The 13,270-nt window shown below is 69.3% G+C and carries 20 protein-coding genes; 11 read left to right on the top strand and 9 right to left on the bottom strand.

Annotation, left to right across the window (positions count from 1 at the left end; genetic code table 11):
- The first annotated feature begins 137 nt into the window (after positions 1 to 137).
- Both CCN72_RS01645 and CCN72_RS01640 read left to right on the top strand, forming a co-directional pair.
- The gene (locus CCN72_RS01645; RefSeq protein WP_086806008.1) at positions 138 to 626 is read left to right on the top strand and encodes a roadblock/LC7 domain-containing protein; all 489 of its coding nucleotides are present in this window, start codon (positions 138 to 140) and stop codon (positions 624 to 626) included.
- Positions 627 to 637: 11 nt separating this feature from the next.
- Positions 638 to 1,012, top strand: coding sequence for a roadblock/LC7 domain-containing protein (locus tag CCN72_RS01640; protein ID WP_086806007.1), 375 nt, complete (start codon positions 638 to 640; stop codon positions 1,010 to 1,012).
- An 11-nt stretch (positions 1,013 to 1,023) separates the two neighbouring features.
- Here CCN72_RS01640 and CCN72_RS01635 read toward each other — a convergent pair whose 3' ends face one another.
- From CCN72_RS01635 to CCN72_RS01615, 5 genes are all read right to left on the bottom strand, one after another.
- On the bottom strand, positions 1,024 to 1,578 hold the full coding sequence (locus CCN72_RS01635) for a hypothetical protein (protein ID WP_086806006.1): 555 nt from the start codon (positions 1,576 to 1,578) through the stop codon (positions 1,024 to 1,026).
- A gap of 147 nt (positions 1,579 to 1,725) precedes the next feature.
- Entirely contained in the window at positions 1,726 to 2,568 is an 843-nt protein-coding gene (locus CCN72_RS01630; protein ID WP_172427541.1) for a MurR/RpiR family transcriptional regulator, read from the bottom strand.
- Positions 2,569 to 2,731: 163 nt separating this feature from the next.
- Positions 2,732 to 3,868 carry a hypothetical protein gene (locus tag CCN72_RS01625; protein ID WP_244174101.1) on the bottom strand — a complete coding sequence of 379 codons (1,137 nt, stop codon included), beginning with the start codon at positions 3,866 to 3,868 and terminating at the stop codon, positions 2,732 to 2,734.
- Positions 3,869 to 4,016: 148 nt separating this feature from the next.
- Complete coding sequence (locus CCN72_RS01620; RefSeq protein ID WP_086806005.1) at positions 4,017 to 5,945, bottom strand: AAA family ATPase; 1,929 nt, start codon at positions 5,943 to 5,945, stop codon at positions 4,017 to 4,019.
- A gap of 526 nt (positions 5,946 to 6,471) precedes the next feature.
- On the bottom strand, positions 6,472 to 7,683 hold the full coding sequence (locus CCN72_RS01615) for an MFS transporter (RefSeq protein ID WP_244174100.1): 1,212 nt from the start codon (positions 7,681 to 7,683) through the stop codon (positions 6,472 to 6,474).
- 68 nt (positions 7,684 to 7,751) lie between these two features.
- Here CCN72_RS01615 and CCN72_RS01610 point away from each other — a divergent pair, with 68 nt between their 5' ends.
- The 3 genes from CCN72_RS01610 (at position 7,752) to CCN72_RS01600 (ending at position 9,505) form a co-directional block, all read left to right on the top strand.
- Positions 7,752 to 8,192: a MerR family transcriptional regulator gene (locus CCN72_RS01610; protein ID WP_086806003.1), complete on the top strand. Its 441-nt coding sequence runs from the start codon at positions 7,752 to 7,754 to the stop codon at positions 8,190 to 8,192.
- A 99-nt stretch (positions 8,193 to 8,291) separates the two neighbouring features.
- Positions 8,292 to 8,945: a carbonic anhydrase gene (locus tag CCN72_RS01605; protein ID WP_086806002.1), complete on the top strand. Its 654-nt coding sequence runs from the start codon at positions 8,292 to 8,294 to the stop codon at positions 8,943 to 8,945.
- Positions 8,946 to 9,061: 116 nt separating this feature from the next.
- The gene (locus CCN72_RS01600) at positions 9,062 to 9,505 is read left to right on the top strand and encodes a hypothetical protein (protein WP_085565083.1); all 444 of its coding nucleotides are present in this window, start codon (positions 9,062 to 9,064) and stop codon (positions 9,503 to 9,505) included.
- 389 nt (positions 9,506 to 9,894) lie between these two features.
- On the opposite strand, the gene CCN72_RS37830 is transcribed toward CCN72_RS01600, so the two are convergent.
- The 4 genes from CCN72_RS37830 to CCN72_RS01585 form a co-directional block, all read right to left on the bottom strand.
- Positions 9,895 to 10,122, bottom strand: coding sequence for a hypothetical protein (locus CCN72_RS37830; RefSeq protein ID WP_107430044.1), 228 nt, complete (start codon positions 10,120 to 10,122; stop codon positions 9,895 to 9,897).
- 11 nt (positions 10,123 to 10,133) lie between these two features.
- Entirely contained in the window at positions 10,134 to 10,511 is a 378-nt protein-coding gene (locus CCN72_RS01590; RefSeq protein WP_086806000.1) for a hypothetical protein, read from the bottom strand.
- A 35-nt stretch (positions 10,512 to 10,546) separates the two neighbouring features.
- On the bottom strand, positions 10,547 to 10,720 hold the full coding sequence (locus CCN72_RS38825; RefSeq protein WP_158101310.1) for a hypothetical protein: 174 nt from the start codon (positions 10,718 to 10,720) through the stop codon (positions 10,547 to 10,549).
- Positions 10,721 to 10,880: 160 nt separating this feature from the next.
- Positions 10,881 to 11,339, bottom strand: coding sequence for a hypothetical protein (locus tag CCN72_RS01585; RefSeq protein WP_086805999.1), 459 nt, complete (start codon positions 11,337 to 11,339; stop codon positions 10,881 to 10,883).
- A 121-nt stretch (positions 11,340 to 11,460) separates the two neighbouring features.
- On the opposite strand from CCN72_RS01585, the gene CCN72_RS01580 reads away from it, so the two are divergent.
- From CCN72_RS01580 to CCN72_RS01555, 6 genes are read left to right on the top strand one after another with little or no spacing between them, the layout of a single operon-like run.
- Positions 11,461 to 12,297 (top strand): helix-turn-helix domain-containing protein, encoded by an 837-nt coding sequence (locus tag CCN72_RS01580; RefSeq protein WP_086805998.1) that lies wholly within the window; start codon positions 11,461 to 11,463, stop codon positions 12,295 to 12,297.
- Positions 12,294 to 12,488, top strand: a complete 195-nt coding sequence (locus CCN72_RS01575; protein WP_086805997.1) for a DUF397 domain-containing protein — start codon at positions 12,294 to 12,296, stop codon at positions 12,486 to 12,488. The genes CCN72_RS01580 and CCN72_RS01575 overlap by 4 nt, the downstream gene beginning before the upstream one ends.
- Entirely contained in the window at positions 12,485 to 12,676 is a 192-nt protein-coding gene (locus CCN72_RS01570) for a DUF397 domain-containing protein (protein WP_086805996.1), read from the top strand. The genes CCN72_RS01575 and CCN72_RS01570 overlap by 4 nt, the downstream gene beginning before the upstream one ends.
- Positions 12,673 to 12,867 carry a DUF397 domain-containing protein gene (locus CCN72_RS01565; RefSeq protein WP_086805995.1) on the top strand — a complete coding sequence of 65 codons (195 nt, stop codon included), beginning with the start codon at positions 12,673 to 12,675 and terminating at the stop codon, positions 12,865 to 12,867. Before CCN72_RS01570 ends, CCN72_RS01565 begins: the two co-directional genes overlap by 4 nt.
- On the top strand, positions 12,864 to 13,058 hold the full coding sequence (locus CCN72_RS01560; protein ID WP_086805994.1) for a DUF397 domain-containing protein: 195 nt from the start codon (positions 12,864 to 12,866) through the stop codon (positions 13,056 to 13,058). The genes CCN72_RS01565 and CCN72_RS01560 overlap by 4 nt, the downstream gene beginning before the upstream one ends.
- Positions 13,055 to 13,243, top strand: a complete 189-nt coding sequence (locus tag CCN72_RS01555; RefSeq protein ID WP_086805993.1) for a DUF397 domain-containing protein — start codon at positions 13,055 to 13,057, stop codon at positions 13,241 to 13,243. The genes CCN72_RS01560 and CCN72_RS01555 overlap by 4 nt, the downstream gene beginning before the upstream one ends.
- Positions 13,244 to 13,270 lie beyond the last annotated feature (27 nt).

Genomic DNA, 13,270 nt, shown 5'->3' with positions numbered 1-13,270 from the left:
GACCGCACCGGAGCAGGCCCGGAACCTTCCCCCGCCGCTGCCCCCGGTCACCGACCCCGACATCGCGCTGCTGAAGAGGCTCAGGGATGCGCTGGAGGCCCTTTGAACGGCCACGCCCCGCCGAGAGGAGAGAGCTGATGGTGTCCGAGGACGACCTTCGGACCGTCCTGGAGGAGCTGCACCGGCTGCGCACCCGGGTGCCGCAGCTCACCGGCGCGCTCGCGGCCGGCGTCGACGGACTCGTCGTCGCCCATGACACGCCCGGCGTCGACCCCGACGGGCTCGCGGCGCTCACCGCGGCCGCGCTCGGCGTCTCCGTACGGGTCGCCGACGCCACCGGCAACGGCGGCCTGCGGGAACTGCTGGTGCGCGGCGAGCGCGGCTACGTCGCCACCTACGCCGCAGGACGCAGCGCCGTACTGACCCTGCTCGCGCAGGACCGGGTCAACGTCGGCCGGCTGCATCTGGAGGGCCGCCGCTCCGGCGCCCGGATCGGCGAGGTCCTGGACGCCGCCGAGGCCGCGGCCGCCCGGAACGCGCCCGCACGCCCGACCACCGCGCCGCCGCGGGCCCGCGCCACGCGGACCCCGCGCACGACCACCGCACGCACCACAACCGACAGTTGAGAGGACCCGACATGGCCAACACCGAGACCGCCCTCAAAGAGGCGCTGACCTCGATCGAGGGCGCCACCGGCGTCGCGCTCGTCGACTACACCAGCGGGATGGCGCTGGGCACGATGGGCGGCAGCAAGACCTTCGACCTGAACGTGGCCGCCGCAGGCAACACCGATGTGATCCGCGCCAAGATGCGCACGATGGAGATGCTGGGCCTCAAGAGCGAGATCGAGGACGTCCTCATCACGCTCTCCGACCAGTACCACCTGATCCGCCTGCTCCAGGGGCGCGGCGGCAACGGTCTGTTCCTCTACCTGGTCCTGGACTCGACCCGCGCCAACCTGGCGATGGCCCGCCACCAGCTGAAGCGGATCGAGGAGAACCTGGAGGTCTAGGCCCCCTCCGGTCAGACGAGGGCCGCGGTACGGCGGCGCGTTCCGCCCGGAGCCGCGTCGCCGGCCGCGATGCCCGTACCGCGCAGGCCCTTGACCGCCTTGCCCACCGGGCGGCCGCCGCGTCCGTCGAGCCAGTCGACCCGCACCCAGAGCAGGCTGTCCAGGGCCCGTTCGCGCCGCCCGAGCCAGCCGGCCTTCAGCCGCAGTCCGGTGCCGCACCCGGCCAGCAGCAGCCCGCCGGCCACCGGCACCGCGAAGGCGGACCCGAGCGCGAGCGCCCAGGCCCCCACCAGCCACCAGCGGTGTCCGCGGCGCCAGTTGCGCACGGTCACCGCGCGGTCCTGGAGCACGTCGTACTTGCCCGCGCGACTCGCGCCCCGGGCGAGGGCGTCGTAGCGGCGCCGCCGGGTCAGCGCCACCACCGCGGCGGCGACGACGAACAGCGCGGCCCCGGCGAACACCCCGATCCGGCGTCCCGTCCAGCCCTCGGGCACGGCGCCGACGCCCGCGGCGACCACCCCGAACCACCACAGCGGGGCGGCTCCCGCCCGTACGACGACGGCCACCCGGGCCAGTCCCCGGCCGCCGCGCTCCCTGCCTTCGCCACGCTCTCCGCGCGCCACGTCACCCTCCCGTGTCACGAGTCCCGCACTGCCTCTGTCCGGCGGGGACGTTAGCGGGCGAACGTGAGACAAACCTGAGAGCACCAGGGCTCACTCCACGAAGAGCCCCCGGGCGGCGGCCTTCGCGTCGAACTCCTCCAGGCGGGCCTGCGCGTCCGGCAGATCGTCGCAGACCGCCTCCAGCAGCACCCGGCCCAGCAGCATCGGCGCGCACGCGGTGTCGAAGGCGAGGCCGGTGCCGACGGCGGCGGGCAGCAGCAGGTCGGAGTGCTTGGCGACGGGCGCGAACGCGGAGTCGGCGACGGTGACGACGGTCAGGCCGACGTCCTGGGCGTGGGCGAGGGTGTCGACCACCTCGCGCGGATGGCGGGGCAGCGCGAAGCAGAGCAGGGCGCTGGCGCCCGCGCGGACGGCCGCGTCGATGCGGTCCTGGATCATCGTGCCGCCCTCGTCGAGCAGCCGGACGTCCGGGTGGACCTTGGCGGCGAAGTACGCGAAGCCGTACGCCTGGGAGGCGGCGGCGCGCAGGCCGAGCACCGGCAGCGGGCGGGAGGCGGCGAGGATCCGTCCGGCCTGCTGCACCGGGCGCGGGTCGGCGAGCAGATCGGCGAGGTGGCGCAGGTTCTCGATCTCGGCCTCGACGGCGAGCTGGTACTCGTTGTGCACACCGTTCTCGGGGGCCGGTTCGGCGGGCACCACCTCGCGCAGGTGCCGGCGCAGCGCGGGGTAGCCGTCGAAGCCGAGGGCGACCGCGAACCGGGTCACCGACGGCTGGCTGACCCCGGCCAGTTCGGCCAGCTCCACGCTGGACAGGAAGGGCACGTCGGCGGCGCGCCGCACCATGCTGTGCGCGATACGGCGCTGGGTCGGCGTGAGCCGGTGACCCTCGAAGAGCGCCTGCAACCGGTTGGCCGGGCTGTCGGTCACGCTCATCACGTACTCCCCCTCGGTTGTCCTCACCGCCCCGGGAGAGTACAGCGCCGGGGCCGCACCGAACACGGACCGATATTCAGACAAGGTTTCGCTGTATACCGTTATACAGCGTGCGCCCGGTCCGCCGCGCCCCTGCGCCGGATGAGAGCAGAAGAGGAGTGCCTCATTTCTCGGGGCGGGGGTCGCGGGATGCGATCAGCTGGTTGGTCAGTTCCACCGTGGCCAGGTACCACCAGAAGATCCAGTCGAGGAAGGCTTCGTCGTAGTCGCCGCGCTGGTCGGCCCGACGGTGACGTAGGTCGAAGCGGTTGGCGATCTCGAAGAGAGCGCCCTCGTCCTTTCCGAGGTGCTCCTTGATCAGAGCGCGGCGGTCCTCCAGGACGCGGGCGAGGTTGAAGATCGCCGATCTCTTGCTCTCGGGCGACGATTCGCGTCCTCGGAAGAGTGCGATGGCGTGGCGCACGCCGGCGGTGATGTCGGTCGGGCTGTCGTGGAGGGCGCGGTGCACCAGCTCGGAGCGGGCGTCGTCGGTGACGGCGACGAGGCGCCCGAGGTCCTCTCCCTCTACGGCCAACTCATACTCGATGCCAGCTTCGCGCAGCAGCCGGTCCACTCTCCACCGGAACAGGATGCGTGCGGGGCCGTTGTGGAACTCCGAGTGGTGCCAGCCACAACCGCCGTAGCTGTGAAAGTGTCGCCGCCGGGGGCGGCTGACTAGGTCGTGGAACACCTCGATGAGGCCGTAGAAAGTGTCCTCATCCCAGGTCTGCGGCGCGAAGGGCCACAGGCCGGGGATTCCCAGACGGCGCTCGATCACCCCGGAAGGGTCGGGCAGTTCATCGTGATCGTCTACGCAGTACTGGCCGAACAACTCGGCCAAGTATCCGTTCTCGGAGAAGTCCCCGATGAGTCGGGCGAAGTCCTCCCGGGCGTCTCGCTCAGCCCGGCCGCCAGCAGACACGCCGCTGCCATGCCGCTCCGGCCAGTAAGGCCGAGGGGCGACTGCGTGGTGCAGCTCGGACGCTCGCTTGACGAGTTCCTCGAACCAGTCGCAGCGGTCCTCCGCGCTGGGCAGACGGCGCCAGCGGCTGGTCGTGGTGGCCCATGGGTCGTCTGCCGGATCCCTGTGGTCGGGAGCCTCCTCAAAGTCCAGGGCCGCCCCGCCCCCGAGGGCCTCTGTCAGAAGCCATTTCGCCTGCTCCTCCCAGGAAGAGCCGGTGATTCGAAGGATGCGCTCGCCTTCGGCAACGAACAGCTCTGTGGGCCAGCGGAGTTCATAGTTGCTGAGGTCCAAGCTCATTACAACATCATCACCCATCCAGGCGAACCACGAGGACAAGTCAAAGAGGCCCGTCCCAGTCCGTGCTGCCAGGCCTTCCCCGCCAGGTTCTACTTGTCGAGCCGAGAGGAAAGGCACTGGGCAGGACGACGTCCCAGGGAGGCTCAGCTCACCGCCTGGGGAGCAGGGAGTTGAGCCGCGTGAATAGTTGCTCGGCTCGCGTGACCGTCGCCGGGTCGATACGCGAGGTGAGCGCGGCCTGCTCACGGAGGAGTACCGCGGCCGGCCTGTAGTGGTTGAATCGCGTGGCGATCTTCCGCTTCCTGAACACCGCCTCGATCTGCCGGACGACTCGGGGGTCCTTGGAGTTGAGCTCGGAGGCGGCGATCGGTTTGGTGAGCTCGGAGGCATAGGCGCGGTTGACGAGTTCGAGGTAGAAATCCCGGTCGAACAGATCCTCGACATCCGCGTCGGCCGTGCTGGTGAACTCGCTGATCTCGACGAGCCCGTTCTTGGCGAGTTGGTCGTTGTCCCGCAGGCGCTGGACGGCCCCGACGTCCTTGGTGCTGGAGTCGACGAGGACGGCGACGTTCAGCTTGTTCGCGCCCAGAAGGGTCACGAAGGTGGACAGCTTCCCGGAGCCGCCGATGGGCGTCTTGACCCAGCGCGGGTCGAGTCCGGTGGAGCCGTTCGCCTCGGCGACGTCCGTGAGGACGTCGAGGTAGATCAGGTCGCTCGGGCCTTCGAGGAGCAGAGTGTGCTCGCCGACGAACAGCGTCTGGGTCATCTCGACGCCCATCGCGGTCAGCAACGGGAAGGCAGTATCCTCGTCGGCCTTGAAGATCTCCGAGGAGACCTTCGCACCGCCGCGCTCCATGTCGATGACCGTCCGGACCCTCTGGAGATTTCCGGGGTCGACCATGAACGGCGAGTGCGTGGTGTAGAGGACCTGGTGCTTCGGGGCCAGCCTCTCGTCGATCAGGCGGAGCAGATCTTCCTGGGCACGGCCGTGGAGGGACAGCCCCGGCTCGTCCAGGAGGAGGATCAGGTCCGTGGAGCCCGCCGCCTCCAACTCGTTGAAGTAGGCGAGGAAGGAGAAGAACCAGACAAATCCGCGGGATCGATCGTCGAAGGGCACCGAGGCGCGATGGCGGCGGTTGAAAACACGGATCTGAAGGATCGGTCCCTCATCGAAAGGCGGGAGGGCCCCGGTTTCGGGTGGCAGGACCTTCAGCTGGACTTCGAGCTCGGTGTTCTGAGACCAGTACTCGAAGACCTCGTCCGAGATGACGTTGCCGGAGTTCTCCAGCTCGCGCAGAAGCCGTTCGTGCTGGTCGGCGTCCTTGAACTCCTCCGGCGAGACCCCCGCCATGTCCAGCAGGCTCATCAGAGCGCGTTCGCCACGAGTGAGCTCGTCGGAATCCCGTCGACGGATCAGGTCGGGCAGCGCGACCTTGCCCGGCATCGTGTCGTAGTCAGCGAAGTAGACGAACTTCGGCAGGGACGGGAGTGCGTACTCGTCGATCAGGTGCTTCTGGAGGCTGCTGTCACGCCAGTCCCGGATGCGATCGGCGAGCACGGTCGCGTCTGACGGCGGTTCATCCAGTTCGTCGAGCGCGTCGAGAAGATCCGCGATACTTTTCGCGCCGCCAATGGCCTTGGCTGCCGCAGTCGGCAGGTCCAAGGTAGAACGCAGGTGATCGACAACCGCGGGCTCGTTGCACTGCAGCGTCCAGGTCCTGCCGCCCTCCCGGTAGCCGATTACGACCTCGAACTCGGCGCTTCTCATGGCTTTCGGGCCGAGCTCGTCTTGGATCGCCTTCAACTCGGTGTCGTCGAAGCGAAACGTCGCCCGGACCACCGGAATCCTCTTGTTGGCCGGGAGCTGCTTACGCTCCCGGGTCTTGCGGGCCGGGAAGTCGACAACCTCGTCGAAGCCAGCGGGCTCCACGGGGTTGAGCCGGAAGAGTGCCTGCAAGAGCGTCGTCTTGCCTGACTCGTTCTTCCCGACGAGGCAGGTCACGTCCTCCTCGACGTCGAATATCTCGGAGTCCTCGACCGATCTGTAGTCGGTCACCTGAGCTTTGACCAGTTGCACTTTGCCTGGGTTCCTTCCTCTGTTCTGCGAGGAGGCCCGGCGTGCCAGATCGAGAGGCGGTGATCACAACCGAATGACACTGGGTGCCTTCGGCGTTGCGTTCGAGGTATGTTCCAGACGCCAATCAGGAGCGACCCCGGTGCCCGTCGACCTCGACGCCGCCGGGGTCCTCATTTGAGCCAAATCTGAGGGTACCGCCCGCCACTGACAATGCCTCAGCAATTGTCGCACCGGGAGATCTCACCTCGGCGTTGAGCGCAGAACACCCTCGGCACAACGTGGGTTCACACGCGTGGTCGTCGCCCGCAGAGAGAGGCCGGAGAAGCGCAGCGACCGCCGGCGGCAGACGGAGATGCCAAAGCAAAGGTCACCGCTGCGCCTCTCGATAAGAGCAGGTCAGCACCACTCTCATTTCAAAAGCCCCGAACTTGCACTAGTACGAAATCTGTCGAACTAACAGTGCCCAGGTCAGAAACCTTGTCAACTCTTATTTTCAGCGGCGGCCCTCACCGGACGAACCTCGACGTCAGGACGCCGAGGCCCGCCGCCCGGGGCGCTCGACGGGGAAGCCGTGCGCGCGGGCTCCGAGGACGACGGCCAGGACGGGGACCAGCAGGGCGAGCGCGCTCCAGGGGAAGGAGCCGGGGCCGAGGGTGTCGAGCAGCAGGCCGCCGGCCGCGCCGCCGCCGGCCATGGCCGAGTTCCACGTGGTGACCAGCAGCGCCTGCGCCCGGTCGCCCCCGGCGTCGGTGACCGCGGTCTGGAGCAGGGTGCCCATGCCGCCCCAGCCGAGCCCCCACAGCACCGTCGCGCCGTACACCGCGAAGCCGTTGCCTGCCCCTGTGAGCAGCAGTACGGCCGCCACCAGGAACAGCGCGGTGCCTGCGACGGTCAGGCCCCGCAGCCGGCGGTCGACCAGGGCGCCGGTGACGAGGATGCTCACCACGGAGGCGATGCCGAAGACCAGCAGCACGAGATCGCGGGAGCCGCCCATGCCGTGCCGGCCGAGGAACGCGGAGATGTAGGTGTAGAGGATGTTGTGCGCCAGGACGTAGGCGGCGACCACGAACAGCACCGGGAGCACACCGGGCAGCCGGAGCGCGCCGAGGATCGACGCGCTCCGTCCGGGCCGTCGGCCGGGGTGGTCCGGCACCGAGACGGTGATCCAGCCGAGCAGCAGCACGCAGACCAGGGCCGTCAGGCCGAAGGTCGCCCGCCAGCCGATCGCCGACCCGAGGAAGGTGCCGACGGGGATGCCCACGGAGAGCGCCAGCGGGACCCCGCCCATGGTGATCGCGATGGCCCTGCCCACCAGCCGCGGGGGCGCCAGCCGGCGTGCGTAGCCCACGAGTTCGGCCCAGATCACGGCCGCGGCCACGCCGGCGGCCAGCCGGAAGGCCATGGTGAGCAGGTAGCTGGAGGACAGGGCGGTGACGGCGTTCGCGACGGTGATGGTCAGGACCGCGAGCAGCAGCAGCCGCTTGCGGCGCCAGGTCGCGGTGGCCAGGGACACGGGGATCGCGGAGAGGCCGGTGGCGAGCGCGTAGACCGTCAGGGTCTGGCCCGCCGCGGCCTCGCCGACGGAGAGACCGCGGGCCATCTCCGGCAGGACGCCCGCGGGCAGCGCCTCGGTGAGGATGGCCATGAAGGCCGCCGCGGCCAGCGCGAGCAGCGCCGAAAGGGGCAGTTTGGCGGCGGGAGCCGGCAGAACAGCGGTGTGCGGGGATGCCTGAGACATTGACATGACTGTTAGGGTTCAACCCTCACATTTATGTGAAGGTCAAGCCGGTCCGAGGAGACGACGTCATGCGCATCGGGGAACTGGCCGAACGCACCGGCACACCGCGCCGGATGCTGCGCTACTACGAGGAGCAGGGGCTGCTCGTCTCGGACCGCGCCGCGAACGGCTACCGGGAGTACGGCGAGCCCTGTGTGGACCGGGTCCTCCAGATCAGGGGGCTGCTCGACTCCGGGCTGCCGACCCGCGTCATCAAGCAGATCCTGCCCTGCCTCAAGGAGCCCCGGGCGATCCACGTCACGGACGCCACGCCCGAGACGATGGCGACGCTGGAGCGCGAGCGGGACCGGATGACGCAGCGCATCGAGTGCCTGCTGCGCAGCCGGGACGCGATCTCCGACTATGTCGAGGCCGTCCGGGTGAACCAGGCGCGGGGCGCGTCGGAGGTTTCCTGTGACGACGCCGTTCAAGAGGACGCCGTTCAAGGGGCGGTATCCGGGCGGCGATGATCCGGCGCGGAAACGGCCAAGTGTCGTTAAATCGCCACCCTGAGTGATGGTTCGCGTGCCTACGGTGAACACTACTGGCACGAACACCGAGGAAGCGTCATGGCCACCCCCCACCGGGCCTTACGGACGCCGACCGCGCCCGCTCCCCGTCCGCCCTGTCCTCCCTTTCCCTCGCTCGTCCCCCCACCCGGCGCGGACGAGCCACGACCCACCGCGGCCGCCGTCCTGGACGAACTCCTCGCCGGCAACGCCCGCTCCACCGGTGGCCGCCCCCGGCAGCCGTACGTCCGTCCCACCGGGCGGCGACCGTGCGCGGTGGTCATCGGCTGTGTGGACGCGCCCGTACCGCCGGAGCTGGTCCTGGACCAGCCGCTCGGGGAGTTGCTGTGCGTCCGTACCGCCGGGCTGGTCCTGGACGAGGCCGTGCTGGCGTCCGTGCAGTACGGCGTGCAGGAACTCGGCGCGCCGCTCGTGCTGGTCCTCGGACACGAGCGGTGCGCCGCGGTGGCCGCCACGCTGGAGCGGCTGCGCACCGGGGCGCCGGTGCCGGGCCATCTGGAGCTGCTGGTGGAGGAGATCGCCCCCGCCGCCCGCCGCACCCGGGACCGGCCCGGCGACTGGGCGGAGCACACCCTGCGGGCCCAGACCACCTGGGTGCGGGACGCGATCCGGGCCGACCCCGCGTTCGGGGCGGCCCGGGTGGTGGCCGCACGGGTGGACGCCGGGCCGGGGCTGGTGTCGCTGCTGCCCTGAGTCCGCCCTGAGGCCACTCCGAGCCCTCCCTGAGTCCGCCCTGAGGGGTTCGCACCACCTCAAGAGGGGGGCTTTCCCCAGTGCGGTGGGGGCCCGGCGTTTTCTAGGGTGAGGGCATGAGCGCACGTGACCCGCAGGACGTCGGACTCAAGGGCGACGCCGAGCTGCGGAAGGACCTCGACGCGACCGTCCGGGCCCGCCGGGACCTGGGGGACGACTATGACTCCGCCCTGGTCGAATCCTTCCTGGAGAAGGTCGAGCAGCGGCTCGACGGCGCGGTGGACCGGCGGGTGCGGCGGCAGGTGGCCGAACAGCAGATGGCGGCGGCGCGCGGTGCGGCCGGGCGCCGGAATCCGGTGGACTCCTGGGGCGAGCGGTACGGCTTCGCCCTGCTCACCCTGGTCCTCGCCGTCCCGCTGTCCGCGATCGCCGGCGCCCTCGCCGGACTCGCCGGAATGGTGGCCACCTGGATCGGGATCGTCGGGGTCAACGCGACCCAGGCGATACGCCAGCACCCCGAACTGCTGTCGGGACGGCGCCGCTCCGGCGGTGACGACTGAGGTCCCGGGCCACGGGAGAGATTTGCGCGGGGACCGCCGCACCCCCGTTGCCGGGGGGCGGGACGACGGCGGTCCCCGCGGGGGATGCGGGCCGGGTCAGGGCCGGGCCGCGCATCCTTGGCGTCCATGGAGGTCCGGGAGCCGCTCCGGAGGTCCGTGACGCCGACAACCCCTAATCTGCCGGACGCGTGTTAAGACGGTGCTGCGTACACGTGACACCCTCGTACCACTTGCGCGGCGATTCGAACGCCCCTGGTCACCGTGAGTTCGCCGAGGTCACGGACTCGTGGGCGAGGTGGGCGGGGGGCTACTGCCTGCCGCAGACGCCGCACGCGAAGGACTGCTGGGAGACGCAGTTCCCGTGGTCGTCGTAGAGGTACACCGTGCTCTTAGTCCCGGGACACCCGGGGGTCGCGCTGCACGGGACCGCTCGGTCCTCCTGGTGGCCCATGGGTGAACACCTCCTTGTGTTCCGCGCTGGGGCGCCAGAACCGTTCGCAGTTCGCGCAGTACCAGAACCAGTTGTCCGGCATGGGCTCGGTGATCCGGGTGACGTCCTTCCACAGCGGCTGCGAGTCCGGGCAGGCGGGGCATGAAGGCGGCGTCAGCATCGGCATCTGTGGCCGCCTCACAGGGTGAGGCGCTCGGCGGCCTCCTGGATGGCCTTGTCCTCGGGGTCGGCGTACTGCCAGTCGCACCGGCCGGGGTGGTTCTTGAAGAGGGTGCAGCCCGGGGCCAGCGGGGTCGGCCTGTTCATGCAGCACTCGATGTCCTCGAACCACTGCTCGGACGCCCCGTCGCGCCAGCACACGAAGACGTCGGAGTCCGGGGCCGCGCTCGCGCCGGTGCGGAGGAACGCCGCGTGGTGGTCGTGCGGAACGTCTTCGAGCAGGCACCGCAGCGAGCGGGACGCCGCCCAGTCGATGTCCGCTCGCGGGGACGGAATCTGCATCGCGAGGGCGAGGACGGCGTCGTCCAGGGCGGTCGTGGCCTTGCATCGGAACATCGTGGGCTCCCGGGCGCGGTTGCGGTGAAGGTCGGTCAGGTGGCGGGACGCTGGTCCCACCGCTGGTTGCACTGGTGGATGTAGGTCCGTACGAACGCGCAGCAGTCCTCGCAGGCGTAGGCCGGCGCGCGCTGTCCGTCGTGCTCGACCGGACCGATCCAGAGGACGTACTTGGTGTGGCGGCACAGGAGGCAGAAGCCTCGTGTCAAAGGCCGGGCCCTCATGGGCGGTTGCTGTTGCGGTGCCTCAGACATCGGCACGGCGGCCAGGCGCTGGAGAACTCGGGCCACTTGAGGGGAGTCACCTCGTGCGCCTTCCGCACCACGTGCCGGTTCCCCTGACGGTCCACCCGGTACACGGCGAGGGTCATCAAACCTTGATCACCCTGGCCCTGACGCCGGCCTCGACCGTCAGAATCAGCTCCTCCACGTGGTCCAGCCGCAGGCCGTTGCGGAACGCGAGGCGGGGCCCCCAGGCCGTCTGGACGACGTCCACATCGACCAGCCAACCGGCCTGGCTGAAGGCGCACTTCAGTCTGGCCAGCATGTCGTCCGGGCTCAGCCCGCACTCCGCGGATCTCACCGGAGCGCCCGTCGGCAACTCGGAGGGGTACCGCTGCCGCAGGAGCAGTCCGTCGAGCAGCAGGTAGAGCAGGGCACGTCCCTGCCGTACGTTGCAGTCACCCAGTCGAATGACGAAATCCCGGCCCTCGTTCGGAGCCAACCTCGCGTGGAACTGGGGGAGTTTGATGGCCGCGTCGTTCAAAACCGCAGCCAGAGAGTTGGTGATCTCCGCGACCTCGATGGCCGTGCTGGTGTGGGGGTGCATCGCCCAGCCTTTCTCAACCACTCCTCTGTGTAGCGGAGTCGCTACCGAGCGCCTTCAGAGTGACCTACAGTGGAAACCCCTTCAACTGGTCAGGCTGGAACGGAAGGACGTCGAACGACTCTTGAACCGCAAGGAGTTGAACCCCGACGCCTCGCCTCAGGCGGCCTTCGGGGCGCGTATGCGCAGCAAGCGCGAGACACGCGGCTGGACCCAGGAGGATCTGGCCACCCTCACGGAATATTCCAGCGTGCATATCTCGGCCATCGAAACTGGTCGGAAGCCTCCAACCCTTCGCTTTTCGCGTAGTGCTGACAGGGCGTTCGGCATCGCGGACACGGCGGAGTCGTTCGAACGCGAGTACCGCGAGATCAAGCACGGCAACCTGCTGGAGGGCTTCCCGGAGTACATCAAGTACGAGGGGCGGGCCGCGGAGATCCGGCTGTTTCAGATCGGGATCATCCCTGGGTTGCTACAGACACCGGAGTACGCCCGGGTGCTGGCAGACAGCGCAGCGCGACGAGGCGCCATCACGCGCGAACAGGCAGATGAGCGCGTCGCGTTCCTGGCGGAGCGGCAAGCCGCCCTGGAGCGGCCCCGCCTGCCCATGATGCTGGTGGTGATGGATGAGAGCTGCGTTCGCAGACCGATCGGCGGCCCCAAAGTCATGAACGCCCAGCTTGATCGGCTGACTCAGTTCGCCGAACTGCCGAACACCGTCCTCCAGATCGCCCCATACGGCATAGGGGAGCGCCGCACGTTCGACTTTCCCATGAACTTGCTGACGATGTCGGACCTGTCAGTCGTCGCGTACGCGGAATCCCAGATGCGAGGGCATGTGGAACGCGATACGGCAGCCGTACTGCCCCTGTTGTCGGCCTACCATCAGTTGCAGGCCGAAGCTCTGCCCCAGGCGGCATCGGTGGCCATGATCCATGAGGTACGAAAGGGCACCCCGTGACGACCGACTCCCCCCGCTGGTTCACCTCCTCCTACAGCAACAACGGCGGCGACTGCGTGGAAGTCGCCACCAACGTCCCCGGCACCGTGCCCGTACGCGACACCAAGGACCGCGACGCCGGCACCCTCACCTTCAGCACCAACTCCTGGTCCGCCTTCGTCCAGCTCGCCACCCAGAAGGACACCCTGTGACGGACTTCCCCCGCTGGCACACGTCCTCCTACAGCAACAACGGCGGCAACTGCGTCGAGGTCGCCACCAACATCCCCGGCACCGTCCCCGTCCGCGACACCAAGGACCACGACGCCGGCACCCTCACCTTCCGCGCCAACTCCTGGTCCGCCTTCGTCCAGTTCGCCTCTCGAAAGGCCACCTCGTGACGACCGACAACCCGCGCTGGTGCACGTCCTCGCACAGCAGCAACGGCGGCAACTGCGTCGAGGTCGCCACCAACATCCCCGGCACCGTCCCCGTCCGCGATACCAAGGACCACGACGCCGGAATCCTCACCTTCCGTACCGACTCCTGGTCCGCGTTCGTCCAGTTCGCCTCTCGAAAGGCCACCTCGTGACGACCGACAACCCGCAGTGGTTCACGTCCTCGTACAGCAGCAACGGCGGCGCCTGCGTGGAGGTCGCCGCCAACGTCCCCGGCATCGTGCCCGTACGCGACACCAAGGACCGCGACGCCGGAACCCTCACCTTCAGCACGGACCCCTGGTCCGCGTTCGTCCAGTTCGCCTCCCAGAAGGACACCCTGTGACGGACTTCCCCCGCTGGTTCACGTCCTCGTACAGCAACAACGGCGGCCAGTGCATCGAGGTCGCCACCAACATCCCCGGCACCGTCCCCGTACGCGACACCAAGGACCACGACGCCGGCACCCTCACCTTCCGCGCCAACTCCTGGTCCGCGTTCGTCCAGTTCGCCTCGGACCAGCGCGCCTGACACGCCGCACGCAGGAACGGGCCCCTC

Source organism: Streptomyces murinus (assembly GCF_002154555.1).
In the GTDB taxonomy this organism is placed as follows: Bacteria; Actinomycetota; Actinomycetes; order Streptomycetales; family Streptomycetaceae; genus Streptomyces; species Streptomyces murinus.
The sequence above is the reverse complement of the archived record's forward strand: the minus strand, read 5'-3'. Positions and strand labels throughout refer to the sequence as shown.

What these genes read in the sequence shown, in the direction of transcription:
- CCN72_RS37830 (WP_107430044.1), bottom strand. Translation starts at nt 10,122, where the DNA reads ATGCCGATGCTGACGCCGCCTTCATGCCCCGCCTGCCCGGACTCGCAG.
- CCN72_RS01630 (WP_172427541.1), bottom strand. Translation starts at nt 2,568, where the DNA reads ATGAGCGTGACCGACAGCCCGGCCAACCGGTTGCAGGCGCTCTTCGAG.
- CCN72_RS01640 (WP_086806007.1), top strand. Translation starts at nt 638, where the DNA reads ATGGCCAACACCGAGACCGCCCTCAAAGAGGCGCTGACCTCGATCGAG.
- CCN72_RS01645 (WP_086806008.1), top strand. Translation starts at nt 138, where the DNA reads ATGGTGTCCGAGGACGACCTTCGGACCGTCCTGGAGGAGCTGCACCGG.
- CCN72_RS01605 (WP_086806002.1), top strand. Translation starts at nt 8,292, where the DNA reads ATGGCCACCCCCCACCGGGCCTTACGGACGCCGACCGCGCCCGCTCCC.
- CCN72_RS01585 (WP_086805999.1), bottom strand. Translation starts at nt 11,339, where the DNA reads ATGCACCCCCACACCAGCACGGCCATCGAGGTCGCGGAGATCACCAAC.
- CCN72_RS01610 (WP_086806003.1), top strand. Translation starts at nt 7,752, where the DNA reads ATGCGCATCGGGGAACTGGCCGAACGCACCGGCACACCGCGCCGGATG.
- CCN72_RS01600 (WP_085565083.1), top strand. Translation starts at nt 9,062, where the DNA reads ATGAGCGCACGTGACCCGCAGGACGTCGGACTCAAGGGCGACGCCGAG.
- CCN72_RS01625 (WP_244174101.1), bottom strand. Translation starts at nt 3,868, where the DNA reads ATGAGCTTGGACCTCAGCAACTATGAACTCCGCTGGCCCACAGAGCTG.
- CCN72_RS01615 (WP_244174100.1), bottom strand. Translation starts at nt 7,683, where the DNA reads ATGTCTCAGGCATCCCCGCACACCGCTGTTCTGCCGGCTCCCGCCGCC.
- CCN72_RS01590 (WP_086806000.1), bottom strand. Translation starts at nt 10,511, where the DNA reads ATGTTCCGATGCAAGGCCACGACCGCCCTGGACGACGCCGTCCTCGCC.